The sequence below is a fragment of the Pseudomonas sp. MG-9 genome, from assembly GCF_018729515.1.
GTDB classification, from domain to species: domain Bacteria; phylum Pseudomonadota; class Gammaproteobacteria; order Pseudomonadales; family Pseudomonadaceae; genus Aquipseudomonas; species Aquipseudomonas serboccidentalis.
The window spans coordinates 134,649-155,301 of the sequence record NZ_JAHHZH010000001.1 but is presented as its reverse complement, the minus strand read 5'-3'; the positions used below and the strand labels follow the sequence as shown (position 1 = coordinate 155,301).

The window sequence follows — 20,653 nt, the reverse complement described above, 5'->3', positions numbered from 1 at the left end:
TTGCTCGCGAAAGCGGAGCGTCAGTCAATATTTGGCTGATGCACCGCCTTCGCGAGCAAGCTCGCTCCCACAGGGTTTTGGTTGTCTCCTCAGGCCAGTTCTTTGCGCAACTGGCGAGCCGCCGTGACCATGTGCACCAGCGCCGCTTCAGTCTCCGGCCAGCCACGGGTTTTCAAGCCGCAGTCCGGGTTGACCCACAACCGCTCTGGCGGAATACGCTGGGCAGCCTTGCGCAGCAAGTTGGCCATTTCCGATGCATCCGGCACTCGCGGCGAGTGAATGTCGTAGACGCCCGGGCCGATCTCGTTCGGATAGGCGAAAGCTTCGAAAGCGTCGAGCAGTTCCATGTCCGAGCGCGAGGTTTCGATGGTGATCACGTCGGCGTCCATCGCCGCGATGGACTCGATCACATCGTTGAACTCGCTGTAGCACATGTGGGTGTGGATCTGGGTTTCGTCACGCACACCCGACGCGCACAAACGGAACACTTCGGTGGCCCAGTCCAGATAATGCTGCCACTGCGCCCGGCGCAACGGCAGGCCTTCGCGGAACGCGGCTTCGTCGATCTGCACGATCTTGATCCCGACGGCTTCCAGATCCACCACTTCATCACGGATCGCCAGCGCCAGTTGCCGCGCCTGCACCTCGCGGGACACGTCTTCGCGGGGGAACGACCACATCAGCATGGTCACAGGTCCCGTCAACATGCCTTTCATGACTTTGTCGGTCAGGCCCTGGGCGTAGCGGATCCACTGCACGGTCATGGCCTTCGGACGGCTCAGGTCACCGAAGATCACCGCCGGTTTCACGCAGCGTGAACCGTAGCTCTGCACCCAGCCAAAACGGGTGAACACGTAGCCGTCCAGTTGCTCGGCAAAGTACTCGACCATGTCGTTGCGCTCGGCTTCCCCGTGCACCAGCACATCGAGGCCCAGTTGCTCCTGGATCTCCACCGCGTGGCGGATCTCGCTGTACATGGCTTCGGTGTATTCGGCTTCGCTGAGCTTGCCTTGCTTGAATGACTGGCGCGCCAGACGAATCGACGCGGTCTGCGGAAACGAACCGATGGTAGTGGTCGGGAACAGCGGCAGGTCGAGGCCGGCGCGTTGTTTGCCAATGCGCTGGCTAAACGGCGATTGGCGCTGGCTGTCCTGCGCCGTAATGGCCGCAACACGGGCCTGCACGGCGGGTTTGTGAATACGTGGCGAGGCGGCGCGACTGGTCTGTACCGAGCGGCTTTGGGTCAAGGCCCGCAGCACTTTCGGCGCTTCCGGCTCGTTAACGGCCTGGGCCAGCAGCGCGACTTCCTCGCACTTCTGCACGGCAAACGCCAGCCAGCTTTTCAGCTCGGCATCGAGTTGGTCTTCGCGGCTCAGGTCCACCGGGCTGTGCAACAGCGAGCACGATGGCGCGACCCACAGGCGATCACCCAGGCGCTCATGCGCATGCTGCAACGTCGCGAGCGCGTTCTCCAGATCGCAGCGCCAGACGTTACGGCCATTGACCAGGCCCAGTGACAACACCTTGTACGCCGGCAAACGATCAAGGATGGTCGGGTACTGTTCCGGGGCGCGCACCAGGTCGATGTGCAAACCGTCGACCGGCAGATTGGCGGCCAGGCCGAGGTTTTCTTCCAGGCCACCGAAGTAGGTGGCGAGGAGTTTTTTCAGCGGGTCACGCTGGATCTGGTTGTAGGCACGCTCGAATGCGTTCTTCCAGTCCTGCGGCAGATCGAGCACCAGAATCGGCTCGTCGATCTGCACCCACTCCACGCCGAGCGCAGCAAGGCGCGCGAAGATCTGGCCATACAGCGGCAGCAGGCGATCGAGCAGCTCAAGCTTGTCGAACTCGCCGCCCTTGGCCTTGCCCAGCCACAGGTACGTCAGCGGGCCGAGCACCACCGGTTTGACGGTGTGGCCCAGGGCACGGGCCTCTTCGACTTCTTCGAACAACTGCTCCCAGCCGAGCTGGAACTGTTGATCGGCACTGAATTCCGGGACCAGGTAGTGGTAATTGGTGTCGAACCACTTGGTCATCTCTTGGGCGTGGGCACCGCCGCAGCAGCTGTCGCTGACGCCCCGGGCCATGCCGAACAGGGTCTGCAGGGTGGCTTTGCCGTCGTGCGGACGGAAGCGCTCGGGGATCACCCCGAACATCAGCGAGTGGGTCAGCACCTGGTCGTACCAGGCAAAGTCGCCCACCGCCAGCAGCTCGATACCGGCATTCTTCTGCAAGTCCCAATGGGCCTTGCGCAATTCACGACCGACCTCACGCAGGCCGGCCTCGTTCAGTTCTCCTTTCCAGAACGCCTCTTGCGCTTTTTTCAGTTCGCGGTCGCGACCGATACGCGGAAATCCGAGGGAATGGGCCAGTGCCATGACAAACAACTCCAATGTCTTGTTGATGGCGACCATTGTCGAGATCAAGCGCTAGTGAGACAAACTCATTTTAATCTTGATGACCACAAGTTTCCCTCATGATCGGATGAGCTGAAGATGATCCCGCCGGCCTGTTTTCCCAGCAGGATATTCATTCCCGGATCAAGCCGTTGGTGACGTCTACGACGCCCTTTGAATACTCAATGGCGCCTCGATATAAACACGCCCGATCCGCCCCTTGCGGGCGGCGATTTTGTTCTATGGTTAGATCGAACTGGCTGAATTGACGGCCGACTAAAGGTTGCGACAGACCCTGTGTGAGCCTATGTTGCTCGCGAGCTTTTCCCCGCGAATGGAACGCGATCAACACCACGAAGAGGTGAAGAAATGTCAAAGGAATCACGCCCTGCCGTACTTGGGCTGATCGGCAATACTCCGCTGGTTCAAGTCACTCGTTTCGATACTGGCCCGTGCACACTGTTTCTCAAACTGGAGTCGCAAAACCCCGGAGGCTCGATCAAAGACCGCATCGGTCTGGCCATGATCGACGCGGCTGAACGCGATGGGCGCCTGCAACCGGGCGGCACCATCGTCGAAGCCACCGCCGGCAACACCGGCCTGGGTCTGGCGCTGGTCGGCCGCGCCAAGGGCTACCGCGTGGTGCTGGTGGTGCCGGACAAAATGTCCACCGAGAAAGTCCTGCACTTGAAAGCCATGGGCGCCGAAGTGCACATCACCCGCTCGGATGTCGGCAAGGGCCACCCCGAGTATTACCAGGACGTCGCCGCACGTTTGGCGAAAGACATCCCCGGCGCCTTCTTCGCCGACCAGTTCAACAACCCCGCCAACCCGCTCGCCCACGAATGCAGCACCGCGCCGGAAATCTGGGCGCAGACCGAGCATGACCTGGATGCGATCGTGGTCGGCGTTGGGTCCGCCGGCACCCTGACCGGGCTGAGCCGCTTCTTCAAACGCGTACAGCCGGATCTGGAAATGGTCCTGGCCGATCCGGTCGGTTCGGTGATGGCGCAATACAGCCGTGACGGCAGCCTGCCCAAGCCCGGTTCATGGGCGGTGGAAGGCATCGGTGAAGATTTCATTCCGTCGATCACCGACCTGTCCAGCGTGCGTCACGCCTATTCGATCAGCGATGAAGAAAGCTTCGATCACGCCCGTCAGTTGCTCAAGGCCGAAGGCATTCTCGGTGGCTCGTCCACCGGCACCCTGCTGGCTGCCGCGCTGCGTTATTGCCGCGAACAGACCGAGCCGAAACGCGTGGTCAGCTTCGTCTGCGACACCGGCACGCGCTACCTGTCGAAGGTTTATAACGACCAGTGGATGACCGATCAGGGCCTGTTGCAACGCAAGGGTTATGGCGACCTGCGCGACCTCATCGCCCGCCGTTTCGAGGACGGCCGGGTGATCAGCGTCGGCCCCGGCGACACCCTGCTGACCGCGTTCCAGCGCATGCGTCTGGCAGATGTCTCGCAGCTGCCGGTGCTGGTTGAAGGCAAGCAACTGGTCGGCGTGATCGACGAATCGGACATCCTGCTGGCAGTACACGAAGACGCCGCACGCTTCAGTCAATCGGTCTCCAGCGTCATGACCGACAAACTGCAAACCCTCGCGCCCGGCGCCGACCTCGCCGAACTGGAATCGGTGCTCAGTCGCGGCCTCGTGGCGATCATCGCCGACGCCTCGGGCTTCCATGGCCTGATCACCCGCACCGACATGCTCAACCAATTACGGAGATCCCTCGCATGAGTCAGCACGACGATAAATCCCAAGGCTTCGCGACCCGGGTGATCCACGCCGGCCAGACGCCGGATCCGACCACCGGCGCGCTGATGCCGCCGATCTATGCCAACTCGACTTACCTGCAGGACAGCCCCGGCGTGCACAAGGGCTTCGACTACGGGCGCTCGCACAACCCGACGCGTTTTGCCCTGGAGCGTTGCGTGGCGGATCTGGAGGGCGGCACCCGCGCGTTTGCTTTCGCGTCCGGGCTGGCGACGATTTCCACCGTGCTCGAACTGATCGATGCCGGTTCGCACGTCATCTCCGGCAATGACCTGTACGGCGGCACGTTCCGCCTGTTCGACAAGGTGCGCCAGCGCAGTGCCGGGCATCGTTTCAGCTACGTCGATCTGACTGACCTGGCGGCGTTCGAAGCGGCGCTGCAGGACGACACACGCCTGGTCATTGTCGAGTCACCGACCAACCCGCTGCTGAGCCTCTCGGACCTCGCCGCCATCGCCCGTATCTGCCGCGCACGCGGGATCATCAGCGTGGCCGACAACACCTTCGCCAGCCCGTATATCCAGCGACCGCTGGAGCTGGGTTTCGACATCGTGCTGCACTCGACCACCAAGTACCTGAACGGCCACTCGGACGTGATCGGCGGCATTGCGGTGGTTGGGCAGAATGCCGAACTGGCGGACAAACTCGGCTTCCTGCAGAACGCCGTCGGCGCGATTTCCGGGCCGTTCGACGCGTTCCTGACCCTGCGCGGGGTGAAGACCCTGGCGCTGCGCATGGAACGTCATTGCAGCAATGCCTTGGCGCTGGCGCAATGGCTGGAGCAACAGCCGCAGGTCAAACGCGTCCACTACCCGGGCCTGCCGTCGCACCCGCAGCATGAGTTGGCCAAACGGCAGATGCACGGCTTCGGCGGGATGATTTCCGTGGACTTGAACAGCGATCTGGCCGGTGCCCGGCGCTTCCTCGAGAACGTGAAGACCTTCGCCCTGGCCGAAAGCCTGGGCGGTGTCGAAAGCCTGATCGAGCACCCGGCGATCATGACCCACGCGACCATCCCGCCCGAGACCCGCGCCAAACTCGGCATCGGCGATGGTCTGGTGCGTCTGTCGGTGGGCGTTGAGGACCTCGAAGACCTGCGCGCCGATCTGGCCCAGGCACTGAAGTCGATCTGACGCCACAGGAACGACAAAGCCCGCACAAGGCGGGCTTTGGAGTTCGAGTAGGCGGCCAGTGCTGGTCTCTGGCTTACAAGGTTTATCGGGCCTCTCACAGTACAAAAGCAACCATGGAAAAAGAGCGGTGCTTTGCTGCCTCACACGGCATAAGGGCTGGATCTCAGCGCGGAGATCTTTCTAACCGTGTACCCTTCGGAACGCGCCCCACGTCCCCTTGCTATCCGCTTGCGCATCAGTCTGCGTCTTCGCCTACACCTTTGAGGCTAGCAAAAACCATCGAATGATGGATGAGTGTTTTTAGACTGATTTCCTTTCTGCGCCCGCCCGCAAGGAAGCGAAAAGACTATCGCCTCCACAGCTCACTAGCACATTTGTGCTAATCGACCACCCCGCCCCCCGGCGTTATATTCCCTCGCAACCCTCAATGCTCCCCAACATTGCCGCTGTGCAGTGCGCGGGATCGTTGTGCCTGGAAATCAGAACAACACCAAGGAAGAAGCACCATGAAACTGCCTGCAAACCTCTGCAAAGTCACGCTCGTCGGCGCCCTGCTGATCGGCACCAGCGGTTGCCAGACCGCCAAACCCACCGAAGCCAGCATGAAAGAGCGCGCCCAGACCGTCATCGGCAAACCGGTGTCGAAAATCGACAACATCCGCAGCGACAGCACCCTCACCTACTACACCGCGTACACCCCGGCCGGCGAATACAACTGCGAGTTGCCCAGCGGCGCCATTGTCGCGGTAGCGAGCATGGGCATCATGACCCCACCGCTGTCCTGCCTGCCCAAAGGCGCCTCACCGATTCCATTTCAGTAATTCATTTCCCCCGGTAAAGGACTACGTTTCATCATGAAAACCCTGATCGCAACTCTCACCCTCACCGCCCTCGCCCTGACGGGCTGCGCCACGCCCAAACAGTGGGAAGCCACCGGTGGCAGCAAGAACGACGGCGTCGTTCAGGTCTCCTATGAACTGGGCCAGTTTGAAAGCGGCCAGACCAGCGCCGCACAAGGCCTGACCGTCGCGTCGGAACGCTGCAAGACCTGGGGCTACAAGCATGCCGAGGTGACCGGCTCGGAGAAAAACATCTGCCGCACCATGGGCCAGTACAACTGCCTGCAAACCACCATCACTCAGGACTACCTCTGCAAGCGTTGATTCAAACCTCCTCGACCGGCTCGCTTTGCCGGTCGCGCAGGGCCCGCAAGGTCGCGCGCAGCTCGGCCGGGCGAACCGGTTTGGACAGGATGGCAATTTGGCGGTCGTGCAAGGCCGCCTGTATTTTTTCGCTGTCATGGCCGGTGATGATCATGGCCGGCACCGCGAAACCGCGCTGACGGCGCACGGCGTCGATGCATTCGATACCGTTGCTGTGCGAGCCGAGGTCATAGTCGGCGACGATGATGTCGCAGTCGGTCAGCAGATCCTGCCCCGTCAGTTCCGCCTGCACCACACAGCCCCAACGCTCGAGCAACGCCGAGGTTGCCAGCAGCACGTTGCGGTCGTCTTCCACCAGACACACCTTCAAACCGGTCAACAGCCCCACCTGCCGCGCATCATCACGACTGGCCGACTGCGACGGCTGCGCGGCGACGGGCAACCCGAACAGGGTCACCGCCGTTCCTCGCCCAAGCTGCGAGCGCAGCGCCACATCGACGCCCATCATCTGCCCCAGACGCTTGACGATCGACAGCCCGAGTCCCACGCCTTCGACGTCTTTGTCGCGCACCTGGCGCACCCGGTAAAACTCTTCAAAGACCTTGGGCAGGTGCTCTTCGGCGATCCCGCTGCCCTGGTCATAGATCACGATCGCCAGCCCCGCCCCACGCCGGCGAACACCAATCAGCACTGGCCGATGCGCGCCGTACTTGAAGCAATTGGACAGCACGTTCTGCACCATGGTCGCGAGCAGCGCCGGATCGGTTCGCACCCAGTAAGGACAAGGTCGCAGCCGCAGTTCCACCCCCGCCCAACGCGCGGCTTCGGCATTCTGCCGGAGCAGATCGGCGAGCCATTCACCCAGATTGAACACCTGCAACTTGGGCAGGACGCGCCCGTTGTCGAGGGTGTACAGGTCGAGAATCGAACGGAACAACTGCGAAACGTTGAGCAGCGAACGGTCAATGTTGTCCACCAGGCGCCGCTCGTCCTCGCCCAGCCGCGACTCACGCAGGCACGCGGTAAACAGACCGATGGAGTGAATCGGCTGACGCAGGTCATGACTGGCCTGAGCCAGAAACCGCGACTTTTCCAGATTGGCCGCGACGGCTTCTTCGGAGGCCTTGCGCGTGCGCTCCAGCAGCAAGTGCGCGTAGAACGGGATCACCGTGCTGGTGAGCATCAGCATCAACACCATGTACGGTTGCGCCTGCCACACTGGCGTCAGCCGATAAACCGCCATCAGCGCGAGCAACGCCAGCCCCGTGGCAATCGCCAGATAGCGCGAACCGTAGCGCATGCCGTTGCCCAGGTTGACCCAGATGATCACCGCGTATAGCGGCAGCGCCGCTTCGCCGCCGACCACCAGACCGAAACAGGTGCCGGTGTAATCGTGAACCATGCCGAAAATCCGCCGCGCCGGGTAATGCCCGGGCCAGCGCACAATGGCCTGGCGCAAGCCGATCGACGCCAGCAGAAACAGCGCGATGTAGACCACCACCGGCAGATAGGTATCGAAGCGCTGGCCCGGTAAAGCACCGAGCACGCCGATATAAACTATCGCGATGCTGGCGATGATAATCCGCAGATTGGCCTGATCCAGCTCGGTGTTTTTCTCGAACTTCATGGGCAACGTCCTTGTGTAACAGTCATCAGATTCAGCAACCGGCGACAGGCAAACGGCGTCGGTGGTGCTAAGGTGCATGCCGTGAACAACGCCTGATCCAGGGAGGGTCATGCCATGCCATGCCGAATCATCATAGCCGACGATCACCCGCTGTTTCGCGAGGCCATGCGGCGCACCGTGCAACGCTTGCTGCCCGAGGCAACGCTCGAGGAAGCCGGAGATCTGGACGCCGTACAGGCCTTGCTGCCCGGCGGTAGCGAGCCGGACACGCTGATTCTCGACCTGCGCTTCCCCGGTCTGACCTGCATCAGCCAACTCGCCGACCTGCGCCGAAAACTGCCGCGCACCACGCTGATTGTGGTGTCGATGGTCGACGACGAAGCGCTGATCGGGGAAGTGATGGCGGCCGGCATCGACGGCTTCATCGGCAAAAACATCGCCCCGGACGAAATCGGCGAAGCGATTCTGGCGATCCGTCAAGGCGAAGTGCTGGTCAGGTTCGCCCCTTCAGGGCTGTTGCCGCTGGAGACCGGCACCGCCCTCACCCCGCGTCAACAAGACGTGCTGCGGCTGATCGCCCAAGGCAAGACCAACAAGGAAATCGCCAGGGCGCTGGATATCTCGCCGTTCACCGTGCGCATCCATGTGTCTTCGTTGTTGCGCACGCTCAACGTGCCGTCACGGGCCGCTGCCGCGGTGAAGTATTCAGGGGGCGGCTAGCCCTCTGGTATAGGTACCCCCTGCAACGCGGCCATGCCGTATATCGAACCTCTCACGCCGAGTCCATCATTCGAACATGTCTCGCCTATCCGATTACACCGACGAAGCAATCCTCGAGATCATCCACGCGGAAGGCTATCAACGGCTCAGCGGCACACACAAAAATGGCCAATCCGTTCATGAGGTCCTTCACTCGTGCGGGATGGTGAACCGGAAGAACTCCAAATCGTTAGTCAGCGATAAACGCGGCTGCGTTTTCATTCCCTGTCATGAGCGCGGCAAGTTGAGCCTCTTGTACCTGAAGACCGTCGCCCGGGAACAGGGACTCGATGACGTGACTCACGCCCTTGAAGGGACCGTGCCACTGAGTCATTTGAAAATCTCTGCCGGTGACACATTGCATTGGCGCAAGGGAGACTTGACGATGACCCAGAGCTGGAGCGTCGTTCGCTCGCGTGCATTGTCTTCAAAGAAAGGGACGTTTTTCCAACCGGACGAGACCCGAAGGAAAATGCCGTCCCCGGTGCTCACGCGCTCAACGCTTGAAGAAATTTGCGCGCCCAAGGGCCTTGTCCCTCCGCTCCGGATTCCGGCACGGCGAATGGAAAAGGCCGATTACCTGCATACCGCCTGCGGCGCAAACGTTGCGCTCAGGTTCAGCGAACTCAACAGTTGGGATGCCACCCGCTGCCCACACTGCAATCCGCTTGAAAGCGCCGCGCTTGCGGCCTTCAACACATTCCTTGCGGATGTGGAAATGACCTTCGACGGCACTCTGCGACTGCTCGAAGGGAAATCCCAGGTCAATCGCAGCCAGACCCTGTCGATTACCTGCACCGTTTGCCATCATCGCAATACACGCAAAAGTTACGACCTGATCCGATACCGCGGTTTCACCTATTGCGACAACCCGCAATGTCGCAACACGTATCTCCCCGAAGACCGGATCAGCGAAAGCGACCAGTACTACATTGATCTGTTGCGCGACAGGGGCATCAGGAACTTTGCCGATGGACAGAAACTGTTTCCTCGGGCGATGCGCTATTTGCGCTACCCCTCGGACACCTCCCGCGATGGCGCAGACAAGCTGACGCGCAAGTACGAGATCGTGCAGCAAGCGCTGGACCTGCCCTCGAATGCTCGCCCCACCGAGTACACAGAGCAAGCGCTGCGCGTTTTTTTTCAGACCGAAATTGATAACGGCGCGACGACCATCGGCCATATCCGGGCGAATTTGCCCAACAGCGTCAACAACTTCATCACCCGCCGTAGAAATGCCGGTGACTTTATCCACCATCGCGTCCTCGCCGACATGGACATTCGCTTCAAGCGCAGCTACGAAATTGCCACGCTGCAAGACGCGCTTGATTGCGTACGCGATACCAAGTGTATGAGTTGGGGAGAGTTCGTTTCGCGCTATCCGGGCGCGAGTGAAAACATTATCGCGCAAGGCTTTAAAGAGGGTGTCATGGCCTCGTACGGCTGGATCCCGCTGGTCAACTATTCGCGCCTGACAGACCAGGAACTTCTGGGTAAGGCCGCCGAACGTTGCCAGGACGAGAAGCTCGACAGCCTGAGTCAACTGGAGCGCACTTACAGCGGCCTGATCCTTAATATTCGGGAGCGCGGTTTGATGAGCGATCTCTGCGCCAAAATGGGCTTCCAGCAACCCGCCGTATGGCAGGGCAAGAGCCTCGACGATATTGCACAGCACATTCGTGACTCAGGGTTTACATCGTCTTCGGACTGGCACGCGTCTTCATCCGGATCCTACAAGTACGCTGCCAGCCAGAACTGGGTGAGGGAAATCTCGAAGCTGTTCAACTGGGGGCAATTCAAGGGGCTGAACGGTTTTCGCTACGACTCTCTGCCAGAAACGATCGTGGCCAACATGCTGCACCTGGCGGACTACGACTTTGTCGATCATCCGCCGATCACCCGTTTCCCCGGATATGGCGGAGGTCGGGCGATGGCCGATTTCCTGATCGATGCGGCGCCGCTCTGGATCGAGGTTTGGGCCTATCGCACCGAAGATGTGGTGACGTACGTAAAATTCGAAGATTACCCGGCAAAACGCAAGTACAAGGAACAGGGCTATCAGGCCCACGCAATGCCGCTGTGCAGTTTGGAAGGTGGCCTGTTTTACCGGCCTCACACCCTCGACGGTATCGATTACCGACGCGGAATGAGCAGTTTCGTCCGACATGCCTGCCAGCGGCTGACGCAGCACGGGTTTCCCATCACTTTCACCCCGGATCTGCTGGCCGAACTCAGGCAATCGATTCAGGGCCAGAGTGACTCGCCCGCCATCGGCATGTAGGTCTCAAACGGTTTTTCGTCGTGCCGGGCGCACGCGCGCGGCGTGAAAGAAAATGAACCCTGTGCCCATGAGCTCACCTAACTGAAAGACCATCAGGAGGTAGCCTATGCAAATCGAATCAGTGTGGATCGTGCTTGCGGTCGTTCTTGTGATCCTTGAATTGTGGGCGATCAACCGGGTGCGCAAAAGCGCAGGCAAAGGCAGCAACAAAGGCGTGTGGATTATCGCCATCGTGTTCCTGCCGTTGTTTGGCCTGATTGCCTGGGCACTGGCTGGCCCGAAACACGTTACGCAGGATTGAGCTCCTACAGGGAATGCGATGTTTATGGATCGACTTGCGCCATCAACTCCGGCACCGATTCCGGCCGCTTGGCATAGCGCTGCGCCAACACCGCGCAGACCATCAATTGAATCTGATGGAACAGCATCAGCGGCAGAATCAGCACACCAATCGTGCTGCCGGCAAACAGCACCTGCGCCATCGGCACCCCGGTGGCCAGGCTCTTCTTCGAACCACAGAACAGAATCGTGATCCGGTCCTCCTGACTGAAGCCGAACACCTTGCCCAGCAGGGTCGACGCCAACAGCACCAGCGCCAGCAGGATGCAGCAGACCACCACCAGCCCCAGCAGATCGACGACCGGAATCTGATGCCAGATGCCTTCATTGACCGCCTCGCTGAACGCGCCGTAGACCACCAACAGAATCGAACCCTGATCGACGAACTTCAGCCAGTTCTTGTTGCGCCCGACCCACGCGCCGATCCAGCGGCGGGCGATCTGCCCGGCAATGAACGGCAGCAACAATTGCACGCTGATCTTCAGGATCGCATCCAGGGTCGAGCCACCGTCACCGTGCACGTTCAGCAGCAGCGTCACCAGCAACGGCGTGAGGAAAATCCCGAACAGGCTCGACGCCGCCGCGCTGCAGATCGCCGCCGGGATATTGCCCCGGGCCAGCGAGGTGAAGGCGATCGCCGACTGCACGGTGGCGGGCAACGCGCAGAGGTAGAGCATGCCCATGTACAGCTTGTCGCCGACAAGCGGTGACAGCAGCGGTTTCAGCGCCAGCCCGAGAAGCGGGAACAACACAAAGGTCAGGCCGAACACCAACAGGTGCAGGCGCCAATGGCCGGCACCGGCAATGATCGATTCACGCGACAGTTTCGCGCCGTGGAGGAAGAACAGCAGCGCGATGGCGATGTTGGTCAGCCAGCCAAACCCCACCGCGACCTGACCGCTGGCCGGCAGGAAACTGGCCAGCAGCACGACGCCGATCAGGGTCAGGGTGAAGTTGTCGGGCAAGAATCTTGGGCGGGTCATGGGTTTGCTCATCCGGGGGTTGCCAGTACGTGATTGCGACTCTAACGTGACCGTGAATTACCGACTAACGCCGAAGAGCCAGTAGATGCCGCCTAAAGGACACGAGAAAAGCTTTCGGCGCAGCATTCCCGGGCTGCCCAGCCTGCCGCGTCCGCTGTACGGGCGCACCGAATCGCTGCCCAATCGCGCACTGACCCGGCGTCACAGTCACCCGTGGGTGCAATTGTCGTACGCGATTCAGGGCGTGCTCGAAGTGCAGACCGGCGCCGGGCGTTTCGTCGCGCCACCGGAGCGCGCGGTGTGGATTCCGGCAGGCGTGCCGCATCGTGTGTTCAGCTCGCCGCACACGGAAATGCGCAGCCTGTACATCGATTGCAGCGTGGCCGGTTGGGCACTTGAACGCTGCCACGTGCTCGGCGTCAGCGACCTGTTGCGCGAGCTGATTCGCGCGTTCAGTCGGGTGCCGGTGGAGTACGACGAGACCGGCGCGCATGGTCGACTGGCTCAGGTGATCCTCGATCAACTGGCCGAGGCGCCGCAGATCGATCTGATGCTGCCGCTGCCCCAGGACAGCCGTCTGCGGCAGATCTATCAAAGCCTGGAGCAACATCCGGAACAGCAGACCACACTGCAGCACTGGAGCGACAAATTCGACGTCACCGAAAAAACCCTCAGCCGGCTGTTTTTACGCGACACCGGCCTGACCTTCCGCGCCTGGCGCCAGCGCTTGCGTCTGTTGGGCGCGCTGACCCCGCTGGAACGCGGCGAACGCGTCACCGACGTGGCTCTGGCCTGCGGTTATGACTCGACCTCGGCGTTCATCGCCGCGTTCCGGCAACAGTTTGGCGAGACACCGGGAGAATTCTTTCGCTGATTTTTGTCGATATTTATCGAATTAGCACATGCCATTCGGCAAAGTTCAGGGTAGAGTTTCGCCCATACGGAATTCTTTACACGTTTCGACGATAACCATAATGACCCACCCCTTTAGCGAACCTGTCGGCGGTAACAGCATGATCGAAGTCACTGAAGTCTCCATTGCTCAATTACGCGCGGCGCTCGAAGCCGGCCAGACCACCGCGGTTGAACTGGTGCAGGCCTATCTGGCCCGGATCGACGCCTACGACGGCCCGACCACCGCGACGGCGCTCAATGCCGTGGTGGTGCGCAACCCCGAAGCACTGGCCGAGGCCCGGGCCTCCGATGCGCGCCGGGCCAAGGGCGAAACCCTCGGCCCGCTCGACGGCATCCCCTACACCGCCAAGGACAGCTATCTGGTCAAGGGGCTGACCGCTGCCTCGGGCAGCCCGGCGTTTGCCGAGCTGGTGGCACATCGCGATGCGTTCACCATCGAACGCCTGCGCGCCGCCGGGGCGATCTGCCTGGGCAAGACCAACATGCCGCCGATGGCCAATGGCGGCATGCAGCGTGGCGTCTATGGTCGGGCCGAGAGCCCGTACAACGCCGCCTACCTGACCGCACCGTTCGCCTCCGGCTCGTCCAACGGCGCCGGCACTGCCACCGCCGCGAGTTTCTCGGCCTTCGGTCTGGCAGAAGAGACCTGGTCGAGTGGTCGCGGCCCGGCGTCGAACAACGGTTTGTGCGCCTACACGCCGTCGCGCGGAGTGATTTCGGTGCGCGGCAACTGGCCGCTGACACCGACCATGGACGTGGTCGTGCCCTACGCACGGACCATGGCCGATCTGCTCGAAGTGCTCGACGTGGTGGTCGCTGAAGACCCCGACACCCGTGGCGATCTGTGGCGCCTGCAGCCGTGGGTGCCGATCCCGAGCGTCGACGCGGTGCGCCCGGCCTCCTACGCCGAACTGGCGGTAAAGCCCGCAGCACTGGCCGGCAAGCGCCTCGGCGTGCCGAAGATGTACATCAACGCCGACCCGAAAGCCGGCACCAGCGAAGCGCCGGGCATCGGTGGCCCGACCGGGCAACGCATCAACACCCGCCCATCGGTGATTGACCTGTGGAAACAGGCCCGCGCGGCTCTGGAAGCGGCCGGCGCCGAAGTCATCGAAGTGGATTTCCCGTTGGTCTCCAACTGCGAAGGCGACCGCCCTGGCGCGCCGACCGTGCTCAATCGCGGCATCGTCTCCAAGGAGTTCCTGCACCACGAACTGTGGGACCTGTCGGCCTGGGCCTTCGACGACTTCCTGCGCGCCAACGGCGATCCGAAGCTCAACCGTCTGGCCGATGTCGACGGACCGAAGATCTTCCCGCACGACCCGGGCACCCTGCCCAACCGTGAAGGCGACCTGGCCGCCGGCATGGACGAATACGTGCGCATGGCCGAGCGCGGCATCACCCCGTGGGACCAGATCCCGACCCTGCCGGACGGCCTGCGCGGCCTGGAAAAGACCCGCAAGCTTGATCTGGAAGACTGGATGGACACGCTCAAACTCGACGCGGTGCTGTTCCCGACCAACGCCGACGTTGGCCCGGCGGATGCCGATATCAATCCGGAATCGGCGGACATCGCCTGGAGCAACGGCATCTGGGTCGCCAACGGCAACCTGGCGATCCGTCACCTCGGCGTACCGACCGTCACCGTACCGATGGGGATCATGGCCGACATCGGCATGCCGGTCGGCCTGACCTTCGCCGGTCGCGCCTACGATGACTCGAACCTGCTGCGCCTGGCCTCGGCGTTTGAGGCTACGGGATCGAAACGTCAGGTGCCGCCGCGTACTCCGGCGTTGACTGCCGGCAAGTAACAACGCAGGGCGGGTCGAACGAGCAACTGGCCGACCCGCTCTACGGCTTTTCTATATATAAAAGCAAGCCATCGGCAGGGCTCTAACTCCTGCGGCCTATTAACATTAATACCTTACACTATACTGCCGGGCACTCATGCACACGCTTCTAGCAAGATTTCACCTTACGCGTGCCAGCGCTTTAAGCAGACGTTAATTGTAGTAACCAAGAGCAACCAACCACCCCCTAAAAATCTCAGCGGTTACTGTATACCCTGAAATATGAACATCATTGTCAGTATAAAAAGAACTGTCTCCTCTAGCCCTCCACTGCTCCGAACTTCCTGGAGTTCCCTCAAATATAATCCCAACCAGTGCCAGCTCCTCTTCGTTCACGCTGTCACAAAAAATCGGGCCACCGCTCATTCCACTCAGATACACGTTATGAGGTTCGGAAAGACAGGAAAACAAGGAGAATTTTTCGCGACCAGGCGATATAGGAGTCGTACACTCGGCAATCACCTGCAGTAATTCGGCTGAAACTATCTGTTCGGTTTGTGTTTTATGCTCAGTGGGAAAGCCTGCTGCCATACACATACTAGCGCCCTTCCAGTTCGGCTCCCCCATAGCGGATAAGTTAATCGCGCTTTTAGACTTTCTAGACATGTGTATTGATTCATACGCCTCATCCAAAAACACAATCGCTATATCAGGATTACTGGTATCTCCAGCGCTATTTCTCATGCTACGAAAGTGACTTTTATACCCACTCTCCACCCAAGTTCCAAATTGATATACGATCCTATCTCCAAACGCAGTAAGACACTTGCTAGCAACCCCAGACTCATCATACTGCTGAAAATAAACATGCGCACACGTCACGCCAAACAAATGCCCTTCAAACCTAATGTAGGTCATCGTGCCATTTGCTTTTTCGGCACTGTGTCCATCCCTCATAAAGTGCTCAGAAAGATAAAGCGGCTCCGTAACGGACACCGCCATCAATCCGTTCTCACGATCATGATCCAGGGGCATAAAAATCCTTTTATCTCAAGTATTTAGAAAAGAAACCACTTAAGCACGCGCATATAACTGGACAAAAAACACGCGTCACCCTAACTATGCTCCCACAGCATCGCGCCCCCCTTCAACCCAACCGACACTTCGTTATTCCCGAACTATTGCTCAGGAATAAGCGATTTTTCCTGTGCGCAAACTCTTGGCTAGCATGGCCCTACTCCCAAACCCGCTCGGACAAGGAGAACGCCATGTCGCCCCTCAATATCGGCGAACCATGGATGTGGGGCGCCTTTATCGTTTTCGTCCTCGCGATGCTTGCACTGGACCTGTTCGTCTTCGGCGGACACAAGGCACACCGCGTTTCAGTTCGGGAAGCGTCCTGTTGGGTGATCGCCTGGTGCGCGCTGGCGATGGCATTCGCCGGATTACTCTGGTGGTACCTCAACGGCGAGTTCGGTGCGGAAATCGCCCAGCGCAAGACCCTGGAATTCATCACCGGTTACTTGATCGAACAATCGCTGTCGATCGACAACATGTTCATCTTCGTGATGATCTTCAGCTACTTCGCCGTGCCGCCGGAACTGCAACGCCGAGTGCTGCTGTACGGCGTGCTCGGGGCGATCGTGATGCGTGCGGCGATGATCTTTGCCGGCGTGTGGCTGGTGTCGCAGTTCGAATGGCTGCTGTATGCCTTCGGGGTGTTCCTGATCATCACCGGGGTCAAGATGCTGATGTTCGCCGAGCATCAACCGGACCTCGACAACAACCCGTTGCTGCGCTGGGTGCGCGGGCATTTGCGGATTACCAGCGGCTTTCATGGCGAACGCTTTTTTGTGCGGCACAACGGCGTACGCTGGGCGACGCCGATGTTTCTGGTGCTGGTGCTGATCGAGGCCAGCGACCTGATGTTCGCGGTCGACAGCATCCCGGCGATCTTCGCCGTCACCACCGACCCGTTCATTGTTTTCACCTCGAACATCTTCGCGATCATGGGCCTGCGGGCGCTGTACTTCCTGCTGGCGGACATGGCCGACCGCTTCCATCTGCTCAAGTACGGACTGGCGATCGTGCTGGTATTCATCGGCGGCAAGATGACGCTGATGCCGTGGTTTCACATGCCGGTGGAGTGGTCGCTGGCAGTGGTGGGCGGGGTGATTTTTGGGTCGGTGATATTGAGCCTGATCGTCACCCGCGAAGAAAACCAAACCCTGTAGGAGCTGCCGCAGGCTGCGATCTCTTGATCTTGTTTTTCAGGAACAAAAGTCAAAAGATCGCAGCCTTCGGCAGCTCCTACAGGGGGTGTGCGGTTACTTGTCGGATTTGATGCTGGTCCAGACCCGGGTACGGACGCGTTCCAGTTTCTGTGGCAACGGCTGCACCACGTACAGGGTTTTCAGCGCTTCGCTGGTCGGCGTCAGGTTCGGGTTGCCGGTGATGTCTTTGTTCACCAGCGGCATCGAATCCTTGTTCACGTTCGGGTAACCGAGGAAATCACTGATCGGCGCAATCACTTTCGGGTCGAGCAGCGTGTTGAGGAACTCATGCGCTTCTGCGACATTCTTCGCGCTCTTCGGAATCGCGAAGGTGTCGAACCAGATCGGCGCGCCCTCCTTCGGCAGACGCCAGTCGACCACCACACCGTTACCCGCTTCTTTGGCGCGGTTGCCGAACTGATAGAAGCTGCCCGAGTAACCGATGGCCACGCAGATGTCGCCGTTGGCGATGTCGGTCATGTACTTGGCCGAGTTGAAGTAGGTCACGTAAGGGCGAATCTTCAGCATCAGGTCCTTGGCTTTTTCATAGTCGGCAGGGTTCTGGCTGTTCGGATTGAGGCCGAGGTAATGCAGGGCCAGCGGCAGAATCTCCGAAGGCGAGTCGAGCATCGCCACGCCGCAGGATTTGAGTTTCTCCATATTCTCGGGCTTGAACACCAGGTCCCAACTGTCCACCGGCGCATTGTCGCCCAGTGCTGCCTTGACCTTGGCCGGGTTGAAGCCGATCAGTACCGTGCCGTACATGTAGGGCACGCCGTACTGGTTGCCGGGGTCGTTGGCGTCCAGCAGCTTGAGCAGCGCCGGATCCTGGTGGCTCCAGTTCGGCAGTTTCGACTTGTCGAGCTTCTGGAACACGCCAGCCTTGATCTGGGTGTCGATGAACTGGTTCGACGGCACCACCAGGTCATAGCCGGAGTTGCCGGTGAGCAACTTGGCTTCCAGTGATTCGTTGGTGTCGAAGGTGTCCCAGGTCACTTTGATGCCGGTTTTCGCGGCGAAATCCTTGGGCACGGACGGCAGGATGTAATCCGCCCAGTTGTACACCCGCAGTTCGCGCTGTTCGGCGTGCACCGCGCTGGCCAGCAGCGTCAGCCCACACACGGTGGCACCCAGAATGCGTTTGATCGTGACCATGGTTTGTTTCCCCGGAATGCGACGTGAGATCGATGGTTTTTATGTTCTGTACACGGCAGCGGCTGTAAAGGTAGCCAAGGGCAAGGAAAGTCCAGCGTTTCGTTGTGGCTTTGATTCTTGCCGAGAGCGAGGGCGCGGCACAGTGGGTGATGGGCCAAAAGGGGATCGAAATGGCCAATTTGAATGACCGCACGAATGCAGCAGGGCTGGGGAAAAATCATTTGTGGCGAGGGAGCTTGCTCCCGCTGGGCCGCGCAGCGGACCTCGCTCTTCGCTATAGAAAAGCAGGGGCCTGCTGCGCAGTCCGGCGGGAGCTTGCTCCCTCGCCACAGTTTTATTGATGATTGGGTCAGTCAGCGTAACCCAACCGCGCCGCCCTGCTCTGCCGGGTCTGCCCGCGCGTGGCGAGGCAGTAATACAGCGGCACCGTCACCACCAGGCCGAACAGCCATGACAGGTCCGCACCCTCCACCAGGTTGGCGTACGGCCCGACGTACAACGAGGTGTTGGCGAACGGCAGCTGCACGATGATGCCGATGAAGTAGGCAATGATCGCGTGCAGGTTGAAGCGTCCGTAGATACCGCCGTCTGCGCGGAAGATCGAGGTGATGTCATACGCGCCGCGCTTGATCAGGTAGAAGTCGATCAGGTTGATCGACGCCCACGGCACCAGCACCAACAGCAACGCGAGAATCAGCCCGATGAACCGGGAGATGAAATCCGCCGAAGCACCGAGCGCCACCACGCAGCACCCTGCCAGCACCACGCTCGACAACACCACGCGCACCTTGATGCTCGGCGTCCACTGGCTGGCGAATGTCTGGATCGAGGTGATGATCGACAACACCGCGCCGTACAGATTCAGCGCGTTGTGGCTGATGATGTTGAGCAGGAACAACACCATCAGAATCGGCCCCAGCCACCCGGTGGACTGCTTGACCGCGACCATCGCCTCGGTGCCTTCCGGCGTTGCCAGCACCGCCACGGCGCCGAAGCTGAACGACAGAATCGTGCCCAGCGTCGCCCCCAGGTAAGTGGCCCAAAACGGTTTGGCGATACCGATGTCCGCCGGCAAGTAGCGCGAATAATCGGACACGTACGGCGAGAAGCTGATCTGCCAGATGATCCCCAGCGACACCGTCGCCAGCCATCCCGACAGATTGAAGCTGCCGCGAGTCAGGAAGTCCGCCGGCAAGTCGTGGGCAAAGATGTAGATGAAACCGGCGAGCAGCGCACCGCCCATCACCCAGGTACCGATGCGGTTGAGCGTGTGGATGAAGTTGTAGCCGATCACGCCAATCGCCGTGGCCGCCAGCGCGCCGATCAGAATGCTCAGCGGCGCCGGAACCGACGGCGCAACGCCGACAATCGATTTACCGGCCAGGACGATGTTGGAAATGAAGAAACCGATGTAGATGAGCGCCGCAAAGAACACGATCAACAGCGCGCCGTAACGCCCGAACTGACCACGACTCTGAACCATCTGCGGAATGCCCATGCGCGGGCCTTGCGCCGACGCCAAGGCAATCACCACCCCGCCGATCAGATGCCCGAGCGCAATCGCCAGCAGCCCCCAGAACAAATCGAGATGAAACACCTGAACCACCATGGCGCCGGTGACGATGGGCAGTGGCGCGATGTTGGTGCTGAACCATAAGGTGAAAAGGTCGCGGGCCTTCCCGTGGCGTTCCGCGAGTGGGACGTAGTCGACCGTGTGATTCTCGATCAACGGATCTTGCCGGGACATCTGGGACATATGCATGAACTCGAGTTTGTCTGTTCTTATCTTTGTATGAAGCCAAACCGGGGGGACTCTATGGCCACCCCTCAGATGCAGACCATATTATGGTATTCCAAACATTTCACAAGACTGATCCGTAGTTTACGGCGCTATCTGATACGCCATCCTCACTGATACCGCGGGCTGCAGGCCAGCCAAAAGCCCAATAAACGCTGAGTTTCCGACGAAAGCCCCAGGTTTATCGGTTCAGCCTAAAAGCCCTTGCAAAGATAAAATACTGGTATACCATCAGACCAACAAATACATAAAAATCGCG

At 60.2% G+C, this 20,653-nt stretch carries 16 protein-coding genes; 10 read left to right on the top strand and 6 right to left on the bottom strand.

Going from position 1 to position 20,653, the window contains the following annotated elements; genetic code table 11:
• Nucleotides 1-89 precede the first annotated feature (89 nt).
• Nucleotides 90-2,378, bottom strand: coding sequence for a 5-methyltetrahydropteroyltriglutamate--homocysteine S-methyltransferase (gene metE / locus KKQ10_RS00810; RefSeq protein WP_215499729.1), 2,289 nt, complete (start codon nucleotides 2,376-2,378; stop codon nucleotides 90-92).
• 387 nt (nucleotides 2,379-2,765) lie between these two features.
• Here metE and KKQ10_RS00805 point away from each other — a divergent pair, with 387 nt between their 5' ends.
• From KKQ10_RS00805 to yecR, 4 genes are all read left to right on the top strand, one after another.
• A complete protein-coding gene (locus KKQ10_RS00805) occupies nucleotides 2,766-4,142 on the top strand; it encodes a pyridoxal-phosphate dependent enzyme (protein ID WP_127652455.1) in 1,377 nt (458 codons plus the stop codon).
• Complete coding sequence (locus tag KKQ10_RS00800; RefSeq protein WP_215499727.1) at nucleotides 4,139-5,311, top strand: cystathionine gamma-synthase; 1,173 nt, start codon at nucleotides 4,139-4,141, stop codon at nucleotides 5,309-5,311. Before KKQ10_RS00805 ends, KKQ10_RS00800 begins: the two co-directional genes overlap by 4 nt.
• 506 nt (nucleotides 5,312-5,817) lie before the next feature.
• Nucleotides 5,818-6,132, top strand: coding sequence for a hypothetical protein (locus tag KKQ10_RS00795; RefSeq protein ID WP_215499726.1), 315 nt, complete (start codon nucleotides 5,818-5,820; stop codon nucleotides 6,130-6,132).
• 33 nt (nucleotides 6,133-6,165) lie between these two features.
• Nucleotides 6,166-6,474 carry a YecR family lipoprotein gene (gene yecR / locus KKQ10_RS00790; RefSeq protein WP_127652458.1) on the top strand — a complete coding sequence of 103 codons (309 nt, stop codon included), beginning with the start codon at nucleotides 6,166-6,168 and terminating at the stop codon, nucleotides 6,472-6,474.
• 1 nt (nucleotide 6,475) lies between these two features.
• On the opposite strand, the gene KKQ10_RS00785 is transcribed toward yecR, so the two are convergent.
• Nucleotides 6,476-8,101 (bottom strand): ATP-binding response regulator, encoded by a 1,626-nt coding sequence (locus KKQ10_RS00785; RefSeq protein ID WP_215499724.1) that lies wholly within the window; start codon nucleotides 8,099-8,101, stop codon nucleotides 6,476-6,478.
• 114 nt (nucleotides 8,102-8,215) lie between these two features.
• Between KKQ10_RS00785 and KKQ10_RS00780 the strand changes: the two genes are divergently transcribed.
• From KKQ10_RS00780 to KKQ10_RS00770, 3 genes are all read left to right on the top strand, one after another.
• Nucleotides 8,216-8,821 (top strand): LuxR C-terminal-related transcriptional regulator, encoded by a 606-nt coding sequence (locus KKQ10_RS00780; RefSeq protein WP_127652460.1) that lies wholly within the window; start codon nucleotides 8,216-8,218, stop codon nucleotides 8,819-8,821.
• Nucleotides 8,822-8,897: 76 nt separating this feature from the next.
• The gene (locus tag KKQ10_RS00775; protein ID WP_215499722.1) at nucleotides 8,898-11,141 is read left to right on the top strand and encodes a hypothetical protein; all 2,244 of its coding nucleotides are present in this window, start codon (nucleotides 8,898-8,900) and stop codon (nucleotides 11,139-11,141) included.
• Between the two features lie 106 nt (nucleotides 11,142-11,247).
• Entirely contained in the window at nucleotides 11,248-11,442 is a 195-nt protein-coding gene (locus tag KKQ10_RS00770) for a PLDc N-terminal domain-containing protein (protein ID WP_127652462.1), read from the top strand.
• 22 nt (nucleotides 11,443-11,464) lie between these two features.
• Here the strand turns inward: KKQ10_RS00770 and KKQ10_RS00765 are convergent, their stop codons facing one another.
• Nucleotides 11,465-12,463 carry a bile acid:sodium symporter family protein gene (locus KKQ10_RS00765; RefSeq protein WP_215499720.1) on the bottom strand — a complete coding sequence of 333 codons (999 nt, stop codon included), beginning with the start codon at nucleotides 12,461-12,463 and terminating at the stop codon, nucleotides 11,465-11,467.
• An 85-nt stretch (nucleotides 12,464-12,548) separates the two neighbouring features.
• Here KKQ10_RS00765 and KKQ10_RS00760 point away from each other — a divergent pair, with 85 nt between their 5' ends.
• On the top strand, nucleotides 12,549-13,337 hold the full coding sequence (locus KKQ10_RS00760) for an AraC family transcriptional regulator (protein WP_215499718.1): 789 nt from the start codon (nucleotides 12,549-12,551) through the stop codon (nucleotides 13,335-13,337).
• A 139-nt stretch (nucleotides 13,338-13,476) separates the two neighbouring features.
• Nucleotides 13,477-15,189 carry an amidase gene (locus KKQ10_RS00755; protein WP_215500369.1) on the top strand — a complete coding sequence of 571 codons (1,713 nt, stop codon included), beginning with the start codon at nucleotides 13,477-13,479 and terminating at the stop codon, nucleotides 15,187-15,189.
• Nucleotides 15,190-15,381: 192 nt separating this feature from the next.
• Here KKQ10_RS00755 and KKQ10_RS00750 read toward each other — a convergent pair whose 3' ends face one another.
• Nucleotides 15,382-16,203, bottom strand: coding sequence for a hypothetical protein (locus tag KKQ10_RS00750; protein ID WP_215499716.1), 822 nt, complete (start codon nucleotides 16,201-16,203; stop codon nucleotides 15,382-15,384).
• A gap of 233 nt (nucleotides 16,204-16,436) precedes the next feature.
• Here KKQ10_RS00750 and KKQ10_RS00745 point away from each other — a divergent pair, with 233 nt between their 5' ends.
• Nucleotides 16,437-17,402, top strand: a complete 966-nt coding sequence (locus tag KKQ10_RS00745; protein WP_215499714.1) for a TerC family protein — start codon at nucleotides 16,437-16,439, stop codon at nucleotides 17,400-17,402.
• A gap of 93 nt (nucleotides 17,403-17,495) precedes the next feature.
• Here KKQ10_RS00745 and KKQ10_RS00740 read toward each other — a convergent pair whose 3' ends face one another.
• Entirely contained in the window at nucleotides 17,496-18,596 is a 1,101-nt protein-coding gene (locus KKQ10_RS00740; RefSeq protein ID WP_215499712.1) for a polyamine ABC transporter substrate-binding protein, read from the bottom strand.
• 349 nt (nucleotides 18,597-18,945) lie between these two features.
• Nucleotides 18,946-20,352 carry a purine-cytosine permease family protein gene (locus KKQ10_RS00735; RefSeq protein WP_215499710.1) on the bottom strand — a complete coding sequence of 469 codons (1,407 nt, stop codon included), beginning with the start codon at nucleotides 20,350-20,352 and terminating at the stop codon, nucleotides 18,946-18,948.
• Between the last annotated feature and the right edge of the window lie 301 nt (nucleotides 20,353-20,653).